This window comes from Actinomadura sp. NPDC023710 (assembly GCF_040639875.1).
Classification (GTDB): domain Bacteria; phylum Actinomycetota; class Actinomycetes; order Streptosporangiales; family Streptosporangiaceae; genus Spirillospora; species Spirillospora citrea.
Genome location: NZ_JBFAGB010000034.1, coordinates 90,541 through 109,273, shown reverse-complemented (window position 1 = coordinate 109,273; position 18,733 = coordinate 90,541). Strand labels below are relative to the sequence as shown.

Here is an 18,733-nt window from a genome sequence, read left to right as displayed (position 1 = left end):
ACCGGACCACATCCCCCAGCATCGCCCCGACCAGCACCGACGACTGCCACACCGGCAGCGACCGCACCCGGTCGAAGACCCCCTGGTCGATGTCCTGGTTCAGCACGATCCCGGTGTACGCCGTCGTCAGGGCCACCGCCATGACCATGACGCCGGGCAGGAAGAAGTGCAGGTAGCGGCCGGGCGACCCGGCGATCGCCCCGCCCACCAGGTAGGTGAACGAGAGCGTGAAGATGACCGGGAGCATGAGGGCGTCCGCGAGCTGGTTCGGTGAGTGCTTGATCTTCAGCAGCGCGCGCCACCCGAACGTCATCGACGCCGAGAGCGCGCCGGCCCTCGGCGGCCGCTCGCCGCGCGCCGCCAGCGGCTCCCGCGCACGCGTCATCGGCTGGGACGTCGTCATCTCGCCCACCTCCTCACTTCGCCGTCTGCGTGTCGTCGTCCTTGGCCTCGTCCTTCTCCGCTCGCCCGTCGTCGGCGACCGGGTGACCGGTCAGGGCGAGGAAGACGTCGTCCAAGCTCGACTGGGCCATCGAGAAGTCGTCGAGGGCGATCCCCGCGTCGCCCAGTGCCGTGACCGCCCGTGCCGCTTGCCGGGCGTCGGCGATCCGCACCGACAGCCTGTGCGGATCGGTGTCCGCGCCGGGCTCCGCGCTCAGCATGCGGGAGAGCATCTCCTCCGCCTGCGCGCGCTGGCCGGGATCCTGGAGCCGCAGCTTCAGCGCGCCCGTGCCGACCTGGGACTTCAGCTTCCCGGGCGCGTCCTCGGCGATGACCTTGCCGTGGTCCAGGACCGCGACCCGGTCGGAGAGCCGGTCGGCCTCGTCGAGGTACTGCGTCGTGAGCAGCACGGTCGTTCCCCCGGCGACCAGGGTGCGGATGATGTCCCACACCTGGTTGCGGGCCCGCGGGTCGAGGCCCGTGGTCGGCTCGTCCAGGAAGAGCAGGTCCGGGGTGATGATGATGCTGGCGGCGATGTCGATCCGGCGCCGCTCGCCGCCGGAGCAGGTCTTCACCGGGCGGTCCGCCACCTCCGACAGCTCGAAGGCGTCGACCAGGTCGTCGGCCCGCCGCCGCGCCGCGGCCCCCCGATGCCCGAGCAGCCGCCCCACCATCGCGAGGTTCTCCCTCCCGGTGAGGTCCTCGTCGATCGAGGTGGACTGCCCCGTGACGCTCACGCGCGACCGCACCGCGTCGGCCTCCCGCACCACATCGTGGCCGAGCACTCTGGCCGTGCCCTCCGTCGGGCGCAGCAGCGTCGTCAGGATCCGGAGGAACGTGGTCTTGCCGGCGCCGTTCGGCCCCAGCAGGCTGTGAACGATGCCGGTGGGGACGGCCAGATCGACGCCGTTCACCGCCCGGGTCTCGCCGAAGGTCCTGACCAGCCCGGACGTCTCGACGGCCAGGGTCGAATTCGATCCCACGGTTGTGCCTCCCGTCGCCACCAGAAGATCAAGCTCATCCTAAAGTAGCAGCTTATATAAGTCAACGTCTAAGAAGTTCGGCGGGCGGCGTGCCGTCCGGCCGGCATGCCCGCCCGGCTCCCCTGTCCGGGACCTCCCCGCCGCGCGGCGGGCGGCGGGAGATGTCGATGATCACTCTCTTGCTAACTTGAAAAAACCATAGTAGTGTCCGTTTTCATGGCTCATCTCGCTTGGTTCGGGGAATCGTGATGCGACCACGCCACATTCTTTTCGCCGTCACCGGCGGGACCGGTCATATCCGCCCGACCTTCGGCGTCCTCGACGAACTCTCCGCCCGGGGATACGAAATCAGTTTCGTGACTTCCGGCGACTATTTCGACGACCTCGCGGAGGTCGGGGCCCGGCAGATCCGCCACCGATCGATATTCGAGGACGGTGTCGACCTGCCGGAGATGGTCGAGCAGGAGGACGCCGAGGCGCTGACGGTGAGCGCGTTCATCAACGAGAACCTCGCGATGCTCAGGGCGGCGGAGAGCGCTCTGGACGAGAACCCGCCGGACCTGGTCGTCTACGACATCTTCCCCTTGATCGCCGGACGCCTGCTGGCCGCCAGGTGGCAGCGGCCCGCCGTGTGCATCAACGGAGGCTTCGCGTCGAACGAGCACTATTCGGTGTGGGAGGCGCTGAGCGCGGTGCACGGGCACCGGCCGATAGTCGAGACCGGGACCTTCCAGCGGATGATCTCCGAGCTTCTCCCGGAGTATGGCATCGACCGGTCCCCGACGGAGTTCTGGAACGCGATCGAGGACCTCAACGTCATCTTCCTGCCGCGATCATTCCAGGTGGAAAGCGACACCTTCGACGACCGTTTCGTGTTCGTCGGGCCGAGCTTCTCGCAAGGGCGGCTCCAGCCGGGATGGCGCCCACCCGACGAGGACCGCGACGTGCTTCTCGTTTCCCTGGGATCGACGTTCAACGGGCATCCGGAATTCTTCCGCAGCTGCGCGCAGGCATTCGCGGGCACGCGCTGGCATGTCGTCATAGTGACGGGGAACGGCACCGACCCGAAAGCACTCGAGCCGTTGCCGCCCAACGTCGAGGCTCACCAGTACATCTCGTTCATGGAGGTCCTCCGCCACGCGAAGGCGTTCATCCTCCAGGGCACTCTCGGCGCCACCATGGAGGCCGTCCACTGGGGCTGCCCGATGCTCTACTTCACCGAGTACGCGGTCGAGGCCAGGCCGTTCGCGGAGCGGTCCGTCGAACTCGGCCTGGGCCATGTGCTCCGGCCCGAGCAGGTCGAGGGGGGAGGCCTCGTTGCGGCGGTGGAGAACCTGGTCGCCGACGGCGCCGTCCACCGGCGGATCTCCCGGATGCGCACGGAGGCCCGCGACGCCGGCGGCGCCGCCAGGGCGGCGGAAGTGATCGATTCGTACGCGCGGCGGGTCGTGTCCCGGCCGGGCGGCGCGTTCGGCGCCGTCCGCTGACAGGGCGATGGTCGCCTCGTTGAAGAAGGCCATGGCGGGGAAGGGCGGGTAACCGATGGCGGTCGTGGTCACCGGCGGTTGCGGCTTCATCGGCAGCCACCTCGTGGAACGCCTCGCGCGCCAGGGCGAGGACGTCATCGTCTACGATCCCGCGGCGCCGCCGCCCGACCTGGACTGCGGTGGGACCGCCGTCCGCCACGTCAGGGCCGACATCCGCGACGAGCGGGCGCTGGCCGGCGCCATCGGCCCGGACGTGCACACCGTCTACCACCTCTGCGCGCTGGTCGGGGTCGACCAGTACCTCGACGACCCGCTCGAAGTGATCGACGTCGCGGTCTCCGGCACCCGCAACGTGCTGCGCGCGGCGTCCGCCGCCGGCGTGAAGGTCGTGGTCTCCAGCACCAGCGAGATCTACGGCAAGAACCCCGACGTCCCCTGGTCGGAGGACGCGGACCGGGTGCTGGGCAGCGTCACCGCCGACCGGTGGTCCTACTCCGCGAGCAAGGCCGTCGCCGAGCACATGGTCGTCGCCTACGCCCGCCATCGGGGCCTGCGCGCCTCGGTCGTGCGCTACTTCAACGTCTACGGGCCGCGGCAGCGCCCGGCGTACGTGATCAGCAAGACCGTTCACCGGGTGCTGCGCGGGCTGCCCCCGCTGCTCTACGACGACGGCACCCAGACGCGCTGCTTCACCTTCGTCGAGGACGCGGTGGACGCCACGTTGCGGGTGGGCGCCGGTGAGATCGCCGACGGCCAGTGCTTCAACGTCGGAAGCGACCGGGAGACCTCCGTGGGCGACGCGGTCCGGCTGGTCACCCGGCTGGCCGGGGCGGAGTTCGCCCCGATCCGCGTGAGCACGGACTCGGCGCTGGGCAGTGCTTACGAGGACATTCCCCGGCGCGTCCCGGATGTCGGGAAGGCCAGGGAACTGCTCGGCTGGCGCAGCCGTACCCCGCTGCAAGCCGGACTCGCCAGGACGATCGCGTGGGCGAAGCGGAGCCCGTGGTGGCTGGACGCCGTCGCGGGCGCGTCCGAGCGGTCGCTGGTACCCACAGGCGTCACGACGGCCGCGGACGGCCGGAAAGTGAGGGGACATGACATCGGGTGAGACGGCGGCGACGGCCGCCGGCACCGGCGCCCTGCCCGCCCCGGCCGCCTACATGTGCGGCCTGACCTGGGATGGCGCCCGTTTGTGGCATTCGGACCAGGACGCGGAGAAGATCTTCGCGATCGACCCGGCGACCGGCGGGGTGAGCAGGACGCTCGCCTGCGACAGGGTGCGGGCGGACCTGGCCTACGACGGCGCCCGCCTGTGCCAGGTCGGCGGCCGCCCGAAGCGGATCGTCCTGATCGATCCCGACGACGGCCGGATCACCGGGGAGAAGGAGGTGCTCCCCGCGAGCGGCCGGCTGACCGGGATCGAGCTCGGGCCGGAGGGCATGTACATGTGCCTGCGCGGTCCGACCGTGGTGCAGCTCCGGGACTACGACACGATGACCGTTCTGCGGGAGTTCCCGGCGGAGGGCGAGTCGCCCTCCGGGCTCACCTACGCCGACGGCGTCGTCGTCTACGGCGACTTCGACGACGCCGTGCTCCGTGCGATGGATCCGAGGACCGGGGAGCACCTGGGGGCCCTGCCCGTCCCGGGCCGCCCCACCGGGCTGACGTGGGACGGCCGTCGCCTCTGGTACTGCGACTTCCCCGCGCGCGCCATCCGCCCTCTGGAACTGTCGGCGGTCCTCTCCGCCTGAGCGAGGTCCCGTCGCGCGGGGACCTCCTACTTGCTCTTCTTCCGGCCCACCACTTCGTTGATCCAGATCGGCACGAACGGAGACGTGCAGTTCGGGGGAGTGGGGTAGTCCTTGAGCACCTCAAGGCGCTCGCCGATCTCGATCGCGCGGGCGCGGTGCTCCTCGTGTTTGATCCCGATGTTGCCCAGGCAGTCGTTCATCGCCCACTGCAGGCGCTCCGGCGCGGCCTTCATCTCCGCCTCGATGATGTCGAGCAGCTTGTCGAGGTCGAGGCCGTCGGGCTTGCGCATCACGCGCTCGGTGGTCAGCGCCCAGCCGGCGCCGGCGATCGCCGGATCCGCGTCGTCGAGCCACGCCAGGCGCAGTTCTTCGGAGTGGGGGCTCTTCTTCACCACGTAGTTCACGAGCCAGTTCTGCACCTTGGGGGTGCGCGCCCCGCGCAGCATGGCGTCCAGTTCGTCGCGCTCGAACGCCTTCGGGCGGCAGATCAGCGTCGCCAGCAGCCTCGCCGAACTGTCATCGGTCTTCCACAGCTCGCGCGCGAGGTCCTGCTGCGTCTTCAGCCGTTTCGCGAGCGCCCGCAGCTTGCTGAGGTTCACGCCGTGGTCGTCACCGCGCTTCTCGTTCACCTCGCGTGCCTTGGGGTCCTCCAGTTCGGCCAGCTCGGCCATCACCTCGGCCACCGCCGTCTCGGCCATCTCAGCCTCCTGTGCCTCGCATTACGAGGGTCTGAGAATATAGGCTTAGTTGACAATTGTCGCAATATCGAGCTTAACATGAGGCGCGTTTCCATTCAACTCTCCCGGTCTTCGCCGGGAGGGCTTTCGCCTTGTTTATGCGAACCAGTGGCTATGCTGCGGATGGCGGCGTATCGGCCGATCTCGTCCTGTATTCGAGGGCGCCGAGATCGTCGAAGCCGACCGTCCTCCCTGGCCGCCACGCCGCCGGACAGGGCGAACCCGGCACGTCGGCGGGTTCATTATCGTAGAGTCCGATGTCGAATTGACCCTTGCCGCCGACGGACTCGAAGGGGCCAGTGATGAGCGACGACGAGCCGGAGATCCCGCCGATGTGGCCGGTGGGGACGAGCCAGGAGTACATCGACGCGCGGATAGAACTGGCGAAGGCCGAAAGGCTGCTGCGCGACCGGGTCGAGGAGGTCGCGGCGGCGCGGCGCCGGATGCCCGGGGGCGCGGTGCTCGGTGACTACACCCTCACCGAGGGCCCGGCGGACCTGGAGAAGGACGAGCCGACCGGGTCGGTCTCCCTCCGCGACCTGTTCGGCGACCACGAGACCCTGGTCGTCTACCACCTCATGTACCACCCCGACGACCAGGCGGCCTGCCCGATGTGCTCGATGTGGGTGGACGGCTTCAACGGGGTCGCCGCGCACCTGGCGCAGCACACCGCCTTCGCGGTGATCGGCAAGGCGCCACTGCCGATGCTGCGCGCCTGGGCGCGGCGAAGGGGGTGGGACGAGGTGCGCATCCTGTCCAGTCACGGCACGGCCTTCAACGCCGACATGCACGCCGAGCGCCCGGACGGAGCGCAGCGGCCCATGATCAGCGTCCTGGCCCGCGAGGACGGGCGGGTACGCCACTTCTACACGCTGCCGGCCGACTTCCTCGACGGCGCCCAGCGCGGCATCGACCTGCTCTCCCCGGTCTGGAACGTGCTCGACCTGCTGCCCGGCGGCCGCGGCGACTGGTACGCCGGAAACGCGTACGCCGGGCGCGACTGAGGCCCCGGCCGTCCGCAGGGCGATCCGACACGCGCCACCCCGGGTCAGTTCGGTATATATTTTTATAGTACCGAGCTGACACGGGGGTCACGATGACGACGCAACCCGCGGCCGCCGCCGGCGCCTTCCCCGTTCCGCGCGCGTGCCCGTTCAGCCTGCCTCCGGAGTACGAGCGCCTGCGAACGGGCGGGCGCGCGGTCCGCGCCCGCATGGCCGGGGGGAACTCGGCGTGGCTGGTCGCGCGGCACGAGGACGCGCGGAAGGTCCTCAGCGATCCGAGGATGAGCGTCGATCGCCGTCGCGAGGGGTTCCCCCGGTTCGCCCCCGTCACCGAGGAGGAGCGGCAGGCGTCCTTCCGCGCCTTCCGGCCGCCGATGAACTGGATGGACCCGCCCGAGCACACGGCCGCCCGGCGGTCCGTCCGCGCCGAGTTCTCACCCGGGCGGACGGAGGCGCTGCGCCCGCGCGTCCAGGAGATCGTCGACCGGCGGCTGGACCTGATGGCGGACGCCCCGCGCCCGGTCGACCTGGTGCGCGAACTCGCGGCCCCGGTGCCGTCACTGGTGATCTGCGAGCTCCTCGGCGTGCCCTACTCCGTGCACGGCCACTTCGAGGAGCGCACCGGGCGGATGTTCAGCCACGCCACCCCGGCCGCGGAGCGCACCCGGGCGGCGCACGAGATCCGGTCCCTGCTGGCCGAACTGGTGGCCGACAAGGAGCGCGAGCCTCCCGACGACCTCCTCGGCCGCCTCATCGTCCGGGGGCGGCGGGAGGGCGCGGCCGATCGCGAGGCGGTCGTGAGCATGGCGTTCGTGCTGCTCGTCGCCGGGCACTCCACCACCGCCGACATGATCGCGCTCGGCGTCCTGACCCTGCTCGAACATCCGGACCAGCTCGCGTCGATGGTCGCCGACCCCGCCAGGACGCCGCTCGCCGTCGACGAGCTGCTGCGGTACCTGACGGTCGTCAACGCCTCGACCGCGCGGACGGCGCTGGCGGACGTCGAGGTGGGCGGCGTCACGGTGCGCGCGGGGGAGGGCGTGGTCGTGCTGGGCCCGGCCGCCAACCGCGACCCGGAGGTGTTCGAGCGCCCGGACGAGTTCGACGTCGGGCGCGGCGGCGGGCGGCACCTGGCGTTCGGCGTCGGCCGGCACCGGTGCCTCGGGCACCGCCTCGCGAGGATGGAGTTGCAGATCGTGTTCGACGCCCTCTTCCGCCGCTTCCCGGGCCTGCGGCTGGCGGTCCCGTTCGGCGCGCTGTCGTTCAAGGAGAAGGCGAACATCTACGGGGTGCGCGAGCTCCCGGTCACCTGGTGAGGCGCCACCGCCTCCGCACTGCCCGGATATTGAACGGGGGAAGATCATAGTTTAAGTTCATATAGTAACGTCCGTATGCCGCGATACCCGAACCGAGGTGCCGTCCGGTTCCGTCGCGGCGAGGGTGCGGGGAAGAAGGGATCTTCCGGATATGCGTGTGATGTTCTGTTCTCACCCAGGTCTTGGCCACTTCTTCCCGCTCGTTCACCTCGCCTGGGCGTTCCGCACGGCGGGCCATGAGGTGATCGCCACGATCGCGGGGCCCACCGAGGGCGCGGCGGGCTCCGGGGTGGAGATCGTCGACGCCGCGCCCGGTTTCAGCATGGAGGCCGTCAACGAGCGGCTGGCCCGCGAGTACCCGGAGTTCGTCCAGACGGTCGCGACCAAGCCGGCGATCAACCTCGACGAGTGGGGCCCCGGGTTCGCCGCGATCAACCGGCCCCTGATCGACGGGCTCGTGGCGTTGGCCGACGACTGGGGCCCGGACCTGGTGGTGTACGACCAGGGGACCACCGCCGGCCTGTTCGCGGCGGCGCGCGCCGGGGCGCCCGCCGTCCAGCGGAACGTGAGCGCCTGGCGCACCCGGGGCATGCACGAGGCGGCCGCGGCCCACCTGCCCGACGTCTGCGAGCGGTACGGCGTGTCCATCTCCAAGCCGGCCGTCACCATCGAGGAGTTCCCGCCCAGCATGCTCGCGGGCGAGCAGCCGGAGGGCTGGTTCATGCGCTGGCTGCCGCACAGCGGGGGATCGGTCATCGGAGACAGGCTGCCGCGGCCCCCCGAGCGGCCGCGCATCGCGGTGAGCATGGGCACGGTCGAGCTGCAGATGCTGGGCACCGGGACCATGCGCACGATCATCGACGCGGCCGCCGACGTCGACGCCGAGTTCGTGCTGGCGCTCGGCGGAGTCGACATCGGCTCGCTCGGCCCGCTGCCGGCCAACGTCAGCTCCGTCGGCTGGATCCCGCTGCACTTCCTGCTGGGCACGTGCACCGCCATCGTCCACCACGGCGGCGGGGGGACCGCCCTGACCGCGATCGACGCCGGCATTCCGCAACTGATCACACCCGACCCCAGGGACCTGTTCCAGCACACGACGCTGGAGGCGGTGCGCAAGCGGGGCATCGGGTTCGTGAGCGAACGCGAGGACGTCGACGCCGGACTGCTCACCCGGCTCATGACCGACGAGGGCGTACGCGCCGCCACAGCGGAGGTCCAGCGGGAGATGGCGACGCTGCCCACGCCCGCCGCCACCGTCCAGCGCCTCGTCGAGCACCTGTTCTGAGGCCCCGGGGGCCCTGCGGGGCGACCCCCTGCCCCCGCGCCCGGTCGCGGGGGCGGGGGAGGGGGCAGGTCCGTCAGGCTTCGGCGGCCGTGTCCGCGGGTACCGTTTCCGGCTCCGGCCGCGGCTCCTCCCGGCCCGCGGCTTCCAGGTCCGCGCGCAGATCGGACGGCAGCAGCGGCTCGTCGAGAAGCCTCTGGTACCGCTCGACCAGGGACGTCCGGCCCGGACCGGCGTTCAGCCACGCGCCCACCAGCCGCGGGCCTTCGATGTAGGTCACCGAGTAGGCGCGCCAGAGCGGGTCGGTGAGGAACCTCGTCATCCGCCGGGCATGGTCGGGAGGCACCAGGAGCCAGCGTTCCAGGTACGCGGTGACCTGGTCCGGGTCGGCCCCGCGGTCGTGGAGCATGATGGCCGCGTCCTGGCGCGCGGGCATCAGCAGCCGGATCAGCCGCAGGACCTCCTCCACCAGCTCGCCCTCGACCCGCACTCCCGCGTCGGCCAGGATGTCGGCGGTCCAGCGGCCCCAGCCCGGACCCGGCACCGCCGCGTCGGCCATCTCGGCGGTGCCCTCGGCCATGACGCACTGCGGGGTGTTGACCAGCGAGATCAGGTGCTCGCCGTGGCCGGCTCCGTCGACGAGGCCGGCCTCCTTGCGGCAGTGCTCGGTGTGGTGCCCGGGATAGGACTCATGGATCGCCAGCAGCGGCAGGGCGGCGATGGTGCGGCCCGCCTCCGCGTTGAGCTCCACCCTGGAGCGGAACCCGCCGAGGTAGCGGTTGTAGGCGTTCCAGGGCTTGTCGCGCACCACCACGTACTCGACGCTCTCCTGCTCCGGCAGGTCGAACACCGTGCGGGTCATGGCCCGCAGTTCGCCGGACACCGCCTGCACGGCGCGCGCCAGCCGGTCCGGGGGGACGGCGTTGCGCTCGTAGAACGCCGCGGTCCGGGCACGCAGGTCCCCGGAGCCCGGCAGGAGCGCGCCGATCGCGTCGTGGATCTCCGCGTAGCGGTCGGGCTCGCCGAGTTCGATGTCGACCTCGAAGTACGTCCGGACCTCGTCCCCGAACGGGATCTCCTCCCCGGCCATCCGGCGGGCCGCGCAGTTCAGCGCGGCGAGCTGCGCGGACAGGAACCGGCGCCGCGGCTCGGCCAGCCCGCTGTCGGGGAGCGCGGCCAGCAGCCGGGCCGACCGGGCGGCCAGCCCGGAGGCGTCGGGCCGCGGCTCGGCGTCCACCCGGCGGGCCAGCTCCGGGTCGCCGTACCAGGAGTCGACGAACCCGTCGGCGAGCCGGCCGAACCGCAGCCCGAGGCTGAGGTACTCGGTCACCACCTCTTCATGCACCAGCGCTCCCTGGATCGCCACCGGGTGGTCCGCCGCCGTCACCCCGCAGGGTCGTCCGGCGGGTCGAGCCAGACGCCGGCGAGGTCGTACGCATGGCCGAGCGCGGGCATCGGGATCGCGCCCCGCACCCGCGGGCCGCGCAGGCGCGGGACCGCCGGCCGCTGGAACAGGATCGGCACGACCGCGGCGTCCTCCAGCACCGTCCGCTCGGCCAGGTTCCACGCCGCGGTCGACCGCGCCGGCTCCTCGATCGTGGTGAGCGCCCGCTCGATCAGGCGGTCGACCTCCGGGCGCCGGTAGCGGCCGTGGTTCGCGGAGTTGCGGGAGTCGCTCGACTGGAACAGCGGCTGCAGGAAGACCCGGCCGTTGTTCGGGTGCCAGTCCGGCGACCACGACGCGGCCGCGACGTCCCACGCTCCCTCCGCCGCGCGCCCCGGATCACCGAGGAGGGCGTCCCGGGCGTCGTGGCCGAGCGCCACCAGCCGGACGGTGACGCCCGCCTTCTCCAGGTCGGCCGCGTACGAGCGCGCGACCGCCGCGTCCAGGTCGGTGTCGAGATGGACCGCGGTGAGCGCCAGACCGCTCCCGTGGCCCGCCTCGGCGAGCAGCGCCCGGCACTTCCGCGCGTCTCCCCGGCCCCCCGGGGTCGCGTAGAGGTCGAGCTCCTGGTGCGCGTCGTTGCCCGGCGGCACGACGGAACCGGCGATCCGCACCAGCGCACCGCCGCCGGACCGCCGGTGGAGGTCGGCGATCGCCGCCTTGTCGATCGCGTACGAGAGCGCCCGGCGCACCCTGGCATCGGCCAGCGCGCCGCCCGCGGTGGGACTCTGGACGTTGAAGACGAGGTAAGGGTCGAGGGCGAGGCCGAGGCCGTCGCCCGGATCGGCCGGCTCGGCGTCGTGCGGCTCGGCGACCCGCACCCCCCACGGCAGGTCGGCCGCGCCCGACGCGACCCGCGCGGCGACGTGTTCGGGCGCCGCGTCCTCGACCGTGACCTCGACGCCGTCGAGGTACCGGTGCCGGAGCGGATCGGACTCCTGCCGCCAGGCGGGATTGGGTTCGAGCCGCAGTTGGCGGCCCGGCACGAGATGGACGGGACGGTACGGCCCGTTGCTCCGGAGGTTGCGGTGCAGTTCCGGGCTGCCGGGCAGGAACGCGTCGTACTCGACCGGGGCGGGCGACGCGCACGGCAGCGCCATGATGGCGGCGAAGTCGATGGCCGGCCGGATGAGCTCGATGACCAGCGACTCGTCGTCCAGGACGAGGACGCCGGGGATGTCGTGGGAGTTCTGGAAGGCGGCCAGTTCCTCGGCGGCCGGGTCGTCGCGGCGGATCGCCGCGGCGTAGTCCTCGCAGTACTGCGCCATGCCCCTGATCGTGCTGGTGAAGTAGGGCAGGGCGGCGGGCCTCGTGAGCGGGTTCGCCAGCCGCTTCAGCCCGCGCACGACGTCGTGCGCCGTGACCTCCCGCGCGGGCGCGGTGTCCCAGAACACGCCGCGGCGCAGGTGCACCACGTAGTTGGTGTGCCGCGCGCCCATTCCGGTGTTGTAGGTGGACGGGACGTCGGTCGCGAGGTCGGGCGCCGGGGCGACGGCCCGCCAGTCGCGCAGGTCCGGTGCGGGGGCGTAGCCGAACAGCTGCCGGGCGAACAGCCTGATGAGCTGGTCGGCGGGCGCCTGGTGGGAGGCCGACGGGTCGAGGTGGTGGACGGGGGCCGGGCCGTGGAGGCGGAGCGTCCCACCGGGCCGCGGCAGGTCCTCGCTCCACAGAACGGCCTGGGGGCGGTCGGAGACGGTCATGACATCTCCTCGCCGAGGCGGGCCATGATGCCGATCGCCCGGTCGATCTCTTCGCGGGTGTTGAACAGGTGGGTGCAGACCCGCGCCGCGTAGTGCTGGTGCGGCGAGCCCGGGACGTCGAACTCGGTCCACCGGATCCAGATGCGGTGCTCCCGCTCCAGGCGGTCGGTGAACGCGGTGAACTTCTTGATGTTCCAGGCGGCCTCGGGGTCGCGGAACGGGTTGAAGGCGATGAGGGGGGACTTCAGCAGCGGGTCCTCACCGGGCGAGAAGATCGACTCCTTGCCGAAGGCCTCCACGAGGCGCCGCCGGGCGTGGTCGCCGAGCTCCATCGCGCGCCTCTCGATGCGGTCCCGGCCGATCTCGTCCCAGATCTCGCAGGCCCGCGCCAGCGCGGCGCCCCTGGCGATGCTCGCGCTGCCGGCGCTCTGCACGTACAGGGCGGTGTCGTCGCTCTCGACCGACGTCCTCGTCCGCGGCGGGGGACTGCCGATCATCGGATACCAGGTGGAGATCACCGGCCAGAACGTCGGCAGCGGCAGCGGGTTGTACTCGGGGAAGACCTTGTTGCGCAGGTAGAGGATGCCGGTTCCCAGCGGCCCGCACTGGAACTTCGATCCCGAGCACGCGATGAAGTCGGCGCCGAGCGCCCGCATGTCCAGGTTCACGAGTCCGGGCAGCAGCGCGCCGTCGATCACGGTGGTCAGGCCGTGCCGCTGCGCCAGTTCGCACAGCCTGCGCATCGGCATCATCGTGCCGGTGAACAGCGTGATCCCGGCGAACGCGAGCACCTTGGTGCGGGGGGTGATGGCCGCCTCGAAGAGGTCGACGATCTCGTCGGCCGTGACGTCGTAGCCGGTCGGCATGGTCAGTGTCTTGATCGTCAGGCCGTACCGGTTCCGGACGAGGTTGAAGTTGGAGAGCACCGAGTAGCACTCGTGGCTCGTGGTGACCACCTCGTCGCCCTCGTGCAGGTCGAGCCCCTGGATGATGCGGGCGACGCCCTCGGTGGCGTTGTGGCAGATCACGATCTCGTCCTGGTCGACGCCGAACGCCCTGCCGATGGCGGCGCGGTGCTCGTAGTAGCCGGACGGCTTGTAGACGTCGGCCAGCCCGCCGGTCCACTCGCGGGTCACCCGGTCGATCGTGTCGAGCACCTCGTAGGGCATCGCGCCGACGGTGCCGGTGTTGAGGTGGGTCGTGGTCGGATCCAGGGCGAACAGTTCGCGGATGCTCTCCCATGGCGCGTCGCGGAGCCGCCGCGGTGATCCGCCGTTCGCCGGCCCGGCCGGGTCCGGGACGCTGCGCTCGTCGGGCTTCACGGACTGTGTCACGAGTGACCCCCTCCACGTACGGATGACCAGTCTCCTCACAATACAATATGTTTTTGAAGTTACTTGGCCAATGGACCCCGGATGAGGGCATTCCGCGCGCCGACGCCGGTACCGTGCGCCGCGCCCCGCCGTACGGGCGATGACCTTGACGGATGGGGAGTCGCGCGAGGTCGGGGTGGGCCGTGGAGGGAGACCCTGGCCCGCTGGAGGAGGATCGCGAGAGACTCCAGTCAGGTCTGATGTGCCTATGGTGCTTTAAGAAACGATGGTAATCTCCGGCGTGGGACGGGCGGGTCGCCGACGGCGGCCGCGGGGCCCGGCGGCGTGCAGGGAAGGTGATCGGTGTGGAACCTCGTTACGGTGGAACACTCCGCTACTTCGGACCTGGCGGAATGGACCACGTCGATCCCGCGTGCGCCTATTACGCCTTTTCGCATCAGATCATCAGGCTGTTCGCGCGGCAGTTGTTCGGCTACCCGACGGCCGTGGACGAGACCGCCCTGACCCCGGTCCCCGATGTCGCCGCGGAGTCTCCGACGGTCGCCAACGGCGGGATGAGCCCGGACGGGCTCGTGTACCGGATCCGGCTGCGCCCGGGCGTCATGTGGGACACCGACCCGCCGCGCGAGGTGACGGCGGAGGACTTCGTGCGCGGCTTCAAGCGGATGTGCAATCCGGTGGCCGGCGCCGGGGCGATCGCCTACTACACGAGCACCATCAAGGGGATGGCCGAGTTCGCCGAGGGCTACCGGCGGGAGTTCGCCGGACGGGCCCCGTCGGCCGCCGGCCTGGCCGGTTACCAGAACGCGCACGAGATCTCCGGGCTGCGGGCCGACGGCGACCGCACCCTGGTCGTCGAGCTCGTGCGGCCCGCCAACGACCTGCTGAACCTCCTGTCGATGATGTTCGCGTCCGCGGCGCCGCGCGAGTACGACGCGTTCGTCCCGGACAGTGCCGAGTTCATCGCCAATATCCGTTCCAACGGCCCGTACCGCCTCACCGGCTACGAGAACGGCCGTTACCTGACGATGGAGCGGAACCCGGTGTGGCGGCAGGACACCGATCCTCTGCGCCACCAGTACGTCGACGGCCTGGACGTGCGGATGGCGCGCGTCGACGACGACCGGGTCCGGGAGGCGATCCGGAGCGGGGAGGCGGATCTCTCCTGGGGCGCGCCGGTCATCAGCGAGGACCGCCGTCCCCCGGACGCGGACCGGCATCTCGGCTACGCGATGAACCCCTACCTGGTGTTCAACCTGAAGACCCCGAACGAGGGCGGGGCGCTGCGCGACGTCAGGGTGCGCAGAGCCGTCGCGTACGCCGTCGACAAGGCCTCCATGGTCAGGCTGCTCGACGACATGGACCTGGGGACGGTGACCCAGACCGCGCACACGGCGATCCCTCCGGGCAACTTCGGGCACCGCGAGTACGACCGCTATCCGACGCCGGGGGACCACGGCGATCCGGCGAAGGCGCGGGCACTGCTCGCCGAGGCCGGGCACCCCGACGGGTTCACCCTCAGGGTCCTGTACCGTGCCGACGCGCCCCACGCCGACATCGCGCGGTACTACGCCGCCGACCTGGAGAAGGCGGGGTTCACGGTCGAACTGCGGCTGATCAGCCAGCCCGACGAGTACTACCGGTTCCTGCAGAACCCGGCCATGGCCGAGGCCGGCGAGTGGGACATCACGGCGGCGGCGTGGACGCCCGACTGGTTCGGCAACAACGGCCGCGCCTACGTCCAGCCGATGTTCCAGTCCAACTTCGCCGCCGGCACCAGCAACTACGGCGGGTACCGCAACCCGGAGGTGGACCGCCTCATCGAGGAGGCCCTGTCCGAACCGGATCCGGCGCGGGCGGAGGAACTGTGGCACCGGATCGACCGGCAGGTCATCGAGGACGTCGCGATCGTGCCCGTCCTGGCCTGCGAGCCGACCATCCCCCACATGACCAGCGCCCGCGTGCGCAACGGCCTGCCGCTGCCCCAGGTGGACCGCTGGCTCGACGCGGCCTGCATCTGGCTCGACCCGCCCGACTGACGCCGCGGGCGGCGGTCAGCGCGGCACGCCCTCGGCGATCGACATGACCGAGGCGGTGGGCAGGACGCGCGCCAGCCGCAGGCCGGCGGCCTCGAACAGCGGGTGCAGTTCCGCCTCGGTGCGCTCCTGCCCGGTGCGCGCCGCGAGCATCATGAAGTCCATCGGCTTGCTCTGGTGGGCCGCGTTGCCGGCCGGGATGATCGCGTCGACGGCGAGGACCCGCCCGTCCGGCTTCATCGCCCGCCGGCAGTTGCGCAGGATCGCCACGCACTTCTCGTCGTCCCAGTTGTGCAGGATGCGCTTGATCAGGTACACGTCCCCCGGGGGGACGGAGGCGAAGAAGTCCCCGTCGGTGATCTGCCAGCGGCCGGCGATGTCGTCGCCGCCCAGCAGGTGGTGGCCGAGCACGTGCTCCTCCTGGTCGAGGAGGACGCCGTGCAGCCCGGGGTTCCTCCGCAGCACGGCACGGAGGAATCCGCCCTTGCCTCCGCCGACGTCGACGACCGTGCCGGACGACGGGAACGCATAGCTCCCGGCGACGAGGGCGTTCTCGGCCTCGGAGACCGTGGCCATGCCGTCGTAGAAGAGCGCCTCGATGTCGGCGTTCTCCGCGAAGTAGCCGCCGATCGTCGTGCCGAAGAGCTGCTCGAACGTCGTCGCCTCGTCCCGGGCGACGGTCGCGGCCTCGTGGGTGACGGTCCAGAACATCCGGTCGGTGAACATCAGGATCCCCGCGCGGGCGGACATCGGCGCGTCGGCGCGCAGCGCGTCGCCCCTGGCGGTCAGCCGGAACCGTCCCGGCCCGTCCTCGTGGACCACGCCCCGTGCCGCGAGCAGCCGCAGGATCCGGTACAGCGCACCCTGCCCCGTCCCGGTGGCGGCGGCGAGCTCGGCCGTCGTGCGCGGGCCATCGGCCAGGTGGTCGGCCACGCCGAGTTCGGCCGCCGCGCGCAGCGCGGCCGAGTAGGCGAAGGCCATCGCCTCCTCGAAGAGGAAGAGCGCGGACTGCTGCGCGTCCATGGGCCCCTGCTCCCTCCCGGCGGCAGCCCGCCGTGGTCCGACCCGGCCAGAGAGTTACTCTATGAATATAAAGTATCTGGGGTCACAAGCAACGGTGAGCGGCCCTCGCCTCGATCCATCGTGAAGGACGCCCGATGAGCTACGGAGCGGCGCACGCCGAACTCTACGATCCCGTGTTCCGCAGCCGCGGGAAGGATTTCGAGGCGGAGGCCGAGGGGCTGAACCGCCTGGTCCGGTCCAGATCCCCGAAAGCGCGCTCGCTGCTCGACGTCGCGTGCGGCACGGGCGCCCACCTGGAGAACCTCGCCAGGTACTTCGACCACGTCGAAGGGATCGACCACTCGCCCGCCATGCGGGACGTCGCACGCGGGCGCCTGCCCGGCGTCGCGGTGCACTCCGGCGACATGCGGGACTTCGAGCTCCACCGGACCTTCGACGTGGTCATCTGCATGGGCAGCGGGCTCGCCGAGGCGGAGTCGCCCGAGCAGATGGCCGACTCGGTCGCCAGGATGTCGGCGCACGTCGCTCCGGGCGGGGTCCTCATCGTCGAACCGTGGTACTTCCCCGACAACTTCCTCGACGGGCATGCCGCGGGGCACCTGTTCCGGGAGAACGGCCAGGTGATCTCGCGGATGACGCATTCGGCGAGGCACGGGGACACGAGCCGCGTGGAGATCAGGTTCGTGATCGTGGACTCGTCCGGGTTCCGGGAGTTCACCGAGGTGATCGTCAAGTACCTGCTTCCCCGGGAACGGTACGAGGCCGCCTTCGAGCGGGCCGGCTGCACCGTCGAGTTCGTGCCCGGTTTCTCGCTGGCCGACGGTCGCCCGAACAGCCCCGGGCTCCTCGTCGGCGTCCGCGCCGGCGGCGCCGACCGAACCGAAGTTGCTTGACTTTAATATAGTTCGCGCTCGATGCTAACGCCATGCGGAGCGCAGCGGCCCACCGAATCGCCCTTGTCAATGTCGCCAACCACGGCAGCGTGCTCCCCACCCTTCCGGTGGTGTCGGAGCTGGTCCGGCGCGGGCACGACGTCGGTTACGTGACGTCGCCGGAGTACGCCGGACTGGTCGAGCGGACGGGCGCGAAGGTGGTCCCGTACGCATCGGGGGCCGCGGGTGCGGCCGAGGCGTTCGCGGACGACGACCCGGCCCGGCCGCACCTGCTGTACCTCGCCGAGAACGAGGCGATCCTGCGGGCGGCGCATGCGCACTACGCCGAGGACGCGCCGGACCTGGTGCTGTACGGAGAAGTGCCGATCATCGCCGGCCAGGTGCTGGCGGCCGCCTGGAAGCGCCCCGCCTGCCGGATCAATCCGGGCTTCGCCTCCAACCACGCGTACTCCTACTCGCGGGAGATGATCGAGGAGACCGGCGGCGTCGACGAGCGCACGCAGGGCGTCGTCGACGCGAGGCTGGGCGCCCTGCTCGCCGAGTACGGCCTGCGGGACCGGGCCGGGGAGTTCGCCGACCGCGTCGAGGACCTCAACCTGGTCTTCGTCCCCCGCGAGTTCCAGATCGCGGCGGACACCTTCGACGAGCGGTTCGCGTTCGTCGGGCGCTCGGCCGCGCATGAGGAGCGGCCTGGCACGTGGCGGCCCCCGGAAGACGGCTCGCCGGTGGTGCTGATCTCGCTGGGGACGACCTTCAACGACCATCCCGACTTCTACCGGCAGTGCGCGGAGGCGTTCGAGAGCACGCCCTGGCACGTGGTGATGGCCCTGGGGGACCGGGTCGGAGCGGGCGATCTCGGCCCCCTGCCCCCGAACGTCGAGGCGCACCGGTGGGTCTCCCTCCCCGCCGTGCTCGAACACGCGCGCCTGCTCGTCACCCACGGCGGCATCGGTGCCGTGATGGACGCCCTGGTCGTGGGCCGGCCCATGGTCGTCGTGCCGTTCACGTTCGACGTCAAGCCGATGGCCCGGCGGGTGGGCGAGCTCGGGCTGGGGACGGTGATCCCCGCGGCGGAGTTCACCGGCGTGCGGCTGCGCGAGGCGGTGGAGGAACTGGCGGATGACCGGGCCACGCTGGAACGGGTGCGCCGCATGCGCGAGCACACGGCCCGGGCCGGCGGCGCGGCCCGCGCCGCCGACGTGATCGAGGGCTATCTCGCACGGAGACGTTGACCGGGTCGAAGACCGCGCCGTAACTTTAAAAAACGATACTAAACGGTCGGGCATCGTCCCAACGAGAGGG

16 protein-coding genes are annotated in these 18,733 nt (G+C 71.2%); 9 read left to right on the top strand and 7 right to left on the bottom strand.

Going from position 1 to position 18,733, the window contains the following annotated elements; translation table 11 throughout:
- The coding region (locus AB0H37_RS32825; RefSeq protein WP_360616753.1) for an ABC transporter permease at nucleotides 1-403 on the bottom strand (403 nt) is incomplete at its 3' end.
- Nucleotides 404-416: 13 nt separating this feature from the next.
- Nucleotides 417-1,424: an ATP-binding cassette domain-containing protein gene (locus AB0H37_RS32820; RefSeq protein ID WP_329091219.1), complete on the bottom strand. Its 1,008-nt coding sequence runs from the start codon at nucleotides 1,422-1,424 to the stop codon at nucleotides 417-419.
- Nucleotides 1,425-1,672: 248 nt separating this feature from the next.
- On the opposite strand from AB0H37_RS32820, the gene AB0H37_RS32815 reads away from it, so the two are divergent.
- From AB0H37_RS32815 to AB0H37_RS32805, 3 genes are read left to right on the top strand one after another with little or no spacing between them, the layout of a single operon-like run.
- Nucleotides 1,673-2,911 (top strand): macrolide family glycosyltransferase, encoded by a 1,239-nt coding sequence (locus tag AB0H37_RS32815; RefSeq protein WP_329091217.1) that lies wholly within the window; start codon nucleotides 1,673-1,675, stop codon nucleotides 2,909-2,911.
- A gap of 55 nt (nucleotides 2,912-2,966) precedes the next feature.
- Complete coding sequence (locus AB0H37_RS32810; protein ID WP_360616752.1) at nucleotides 2,967-4,019, top strand: NAD-dependent epimerase/dehydratase family protein; 1,053 nt, start codon at nucleotides 2,967-2,969, stop codon at nucleotides 4,017-4,019.
- Nucleotides 4,006-4,662, top strand: a complete 657-nt coding sequence (locus tag AB0H37_RS32805; protein WP_329091213.1) for a hypothetical protein — start codon at nucleotides 4,006-4,008, stop codon at nucleotides 4,660-4,662. Before AB0H37_RS32810 ends, AB0H37_RS32805 begins: the two co-directional genes overlap by 14 nt.
- Before the next feature lie 26 nt (nucleotides 4,663-4,688).
- On the opposite strand, the gene AB0H37_RS32800 is transcribed toward AB0H37_RS32805, so the two are convergent.
- On the bottom strand, nucleotides 4,689-5,360 hold the full coding sequence (locus AB0H37_RS32800; RefSeq protein ID WP_179834701.1) for a DNA alkylation repair protein: 672 nt from the start codon (nucleotides 5,358-5,360) through the stop codon (nucleotides 4,689-4,691).
- A gap of 341 nt (nucleotides 5,361-5,701) precedes the next feature.
- Here AB0H37_RS32800 and AB0H37_RS32795 point away from each other — a divergent pair, with 341 nt between their 5' ends.
- The 3 genes from AB0H37_RS32795 to AB0H37_RS32785 all read left to right on the top strand — a co-directional run bounded on the left by AB0H37_RS32795 (nucleotide 5,702) and on the right by AB0H37_RS32785 (nucleotide 9,004).
- Entirely contained in the window at nucleotides 5,702-6,403 is a 702-nt protein-coding gene (locus AB0H37_RS32795; protein WP_360616751.1) for a DUF899 family protein, read from the top strand.
- Between the two features lie 92 nt (nucleotides 6,404-6,495).
- Nucleotides 6,496-7,719 carry a cytochrome P450 gene (locus tag AB0H37_RS32790; RefSeq protein WP_360616750.1) on the top strand — a complete coding sequence of 408 codons (1,224 nt, stop codon included), beginning with the start codon at nucleotides 6,496-6,498 and terminating at the stop codon, nucleotides 7,717-7,719.
- 160 nt (nucleotides 7,720-7,879) lie between these two features.
- Nucleotides 7,880-9,004 (top strand): nucleotide disphospho-sugar-binding domain-containing protein, encoded by a 1,125-nt coding sequence (locus tag AB0H37_RS32785; protein WP_360616749.1) that lies wholly within the window; start codon nucleotides 7,880-7,882, stop codon nucleotides 9,002-9,004.
- 73 nt (nucleotides 9,005-9,077) lie between these two features.
- On the opposite strand, the gene AB0H37_RS32780 is transcribed toward AB0H37_RS32785, so the two are convergent.
- From AB0H37_RS32780 to AB0H37_RS32770, 3 genes are read right to left on the bottom strand one after another with little or no spacing between them, the layout of a single operon-like run.
- Nucleotides 9,078-10,346, bottom strand: a complete 1,269-nt coding sequence (locus tag AB0H37_RS32780; protein ID WP_360616748.1) for a DUF885 domain-containing protein — start codon at nucleotides 10,344-10,346, stop codon at nucleotides 9,078-9,080.
- Nucleotides 10,347-10,384: 38 nt separating this feature from the next.
- Nucleotides 10,385-12,145, bottom strand: coding sequence for an ABC transporter substrate-binding protein (locus tag AB0H37_RS32775; protein WP_360616747.1), 1,761 nt, complete (start codon nucleotides 12,143-12,145; stop codon nucleotides 10,385-10,387).
- The gene (locus AB0H37_RS32770; protein ID WP_218935144.1) at nucleotides 12,142-13,479 is read right to left on the bottom strand and encodes an aminotransferase class V-fold PLP-dependent enzyme; all 1,338 of its coding nucleotides are present in this window, start codon (nucleotides 13,477-13,479) and stop codon (nucleotides 12,142-12,144) included. Before AB0H37_RS32770 ends, AB0H37_RS32775 begins: the two co-directional genes overlap by 4 nt.
- 344 nt (nucleotides 13,480-13,823) lie before the next feature.
- On the opposite strand from AB0H37_RS32770, the gene AB0H37_RS32765 reads away from it, so the two are divergent.
- A complete protein-coding gene (locus AB0H37_RS32765) occupies nucleotides 13,824-15,518 on the top strand; it encodes an ABC transporter substrate-binding protein (RefSeq protein ID WP_360616746.1) in 1,695 nt (564 codons plus the stop codon).
- Nucleotides 15,519-15,533: 15 nt separating this feature from the next.
- On the opposite strand, the gene AB0H37_RS32760 is transcribed toward AB0H37_RS32765, so the two are convergent.
- Nucleotides 15,534-16,538: an ArsR family transcriptional regulator gene (locus AB0H37_RS32760; protein WP_360616745.1), complete on the bottom strand. Its 1,005-nt coding sequence runs from the start codon at nucleotides 16,536-16,538 to the stop codon at nucleotides 15,534-15,536.
- Between the two features lie 134 nt (nucleotides 16,539-16,672).
- Here AB0H37_RS32760 and AB0H37_RS32755 point away from each other — a divergent pair, with 134 nt between their 5' ends.
- Together AB0H37_RS32755 and AB0H37_RS32750 are read left to right on the top strand one after the other, a co-directional pair.
- Complete coding sequence (locus tag AB0H37_RS32755; protein WP_360616744.1) at nucleotides 16,673-17,431, top strand: class I SAM-dependent methyltransferase; 759 nt, start codon at nucleotides 16,673-16,675, stop codon at nucleotides 17,429-17,431.
- Nucleotides 17,432-17,463: 32 nt separating this feature from the next.
- Entirely contained in the window at nucleotides 17,464-18,663 is a 1,200-nt protein-coding gene (locus tag AB0H37_RS32750; RefSeq protein ID WP_360616743.1) for a macrolide family glycosyltransferase, read from the top strand.
- The last annotated feature ends 70 nt before the right edge of the window (nucleotides 18,664-18,733 follow it).

Excerpts from the sequence above, each read along its gene's own strand:
- AB0H37_RS32775 (WP_360616747.1), bottom strand. The coding sequence starts at position 12,145 with ATGACCGTCTCCGACCGCCCCCAGGCCGTTCTGTGGAGCGAGGACCTG.
- AB0H37_RS32805 (WP_329091213.1), top strand. The coding sequence starts at position 4,006 with ATGACATCGGGTGAGACGGCGGCGACGGCCGCCGGCACCGGCGCCCTG.
- AB0H37_RS32810 (WP_360616752.1), top strand. The coding sequence starts at position 2,967 with ATGGCGGTCGTGGTCACCGGCGGTTGCGGCTTCATCGGCAGCCACCTC.
- AB0H37_RS32785 (WP_360616749.1), top strand. The coding sequence starts at position 7,880 with ATGTTCTGTTCTCACCCAGGTCTTGGCCACTTCTTCCCGCTCGTTCAC.
- AB0H37_RS32800 (WP_179834701.1), bottom strand. The coding sequence starts at position 5,360 with ATGGCCGAGACGGCGGTGGCCGAGGTGATGGCCGAGCTGGCCGAACTG.
- AB0H37_RS32815 (WP_329091217.1), top strand. The coding sequence starts at position 1,673 with ATGCGACCACGCCACATTCTTTTCGCCGTCACCGGCGGGACCGGTCAT.
- AB0H37_RS32760 (WP_360616745.1), bottom strand. The coding sequence starts at position 16,538 with ATGGACGCGCAGCAGTCCGCGCTCTTCCTCTTCGAGGAGGCGATGGCC.
- AB0H37_RS32750 (WP_360616743.1), top strand. The coding sequence starts at position 17,464 with ATGCGGAGCGCAGCGGCCCACCGAATCGCCCTTGTCAATGTCGCCAAC.
- AB0H37_RS32795 (WP_360616751.1), top strand. The coding sequence starts at position 5,702 with ATGAGCGACGACGAGCCGGAGATCCCGCCGATGTGGCCGGTGGGGACG.
- AB0H37_RS32790 (WP_360616750.1), top strand. The coding sequence starts at position 6,496 with ATGACGACGCAACCCGCGGCCGCCGCCGGCGCCTTCCCCGTTCCGCGC.
- AB0H37_RS32755 (WP_360616744.1), top strand. The coding sequence starts at position 16,673 with ATGAGCTACGGAGCGGCGCACGCCGAACTCTACGATCCCGTGTTCCGC.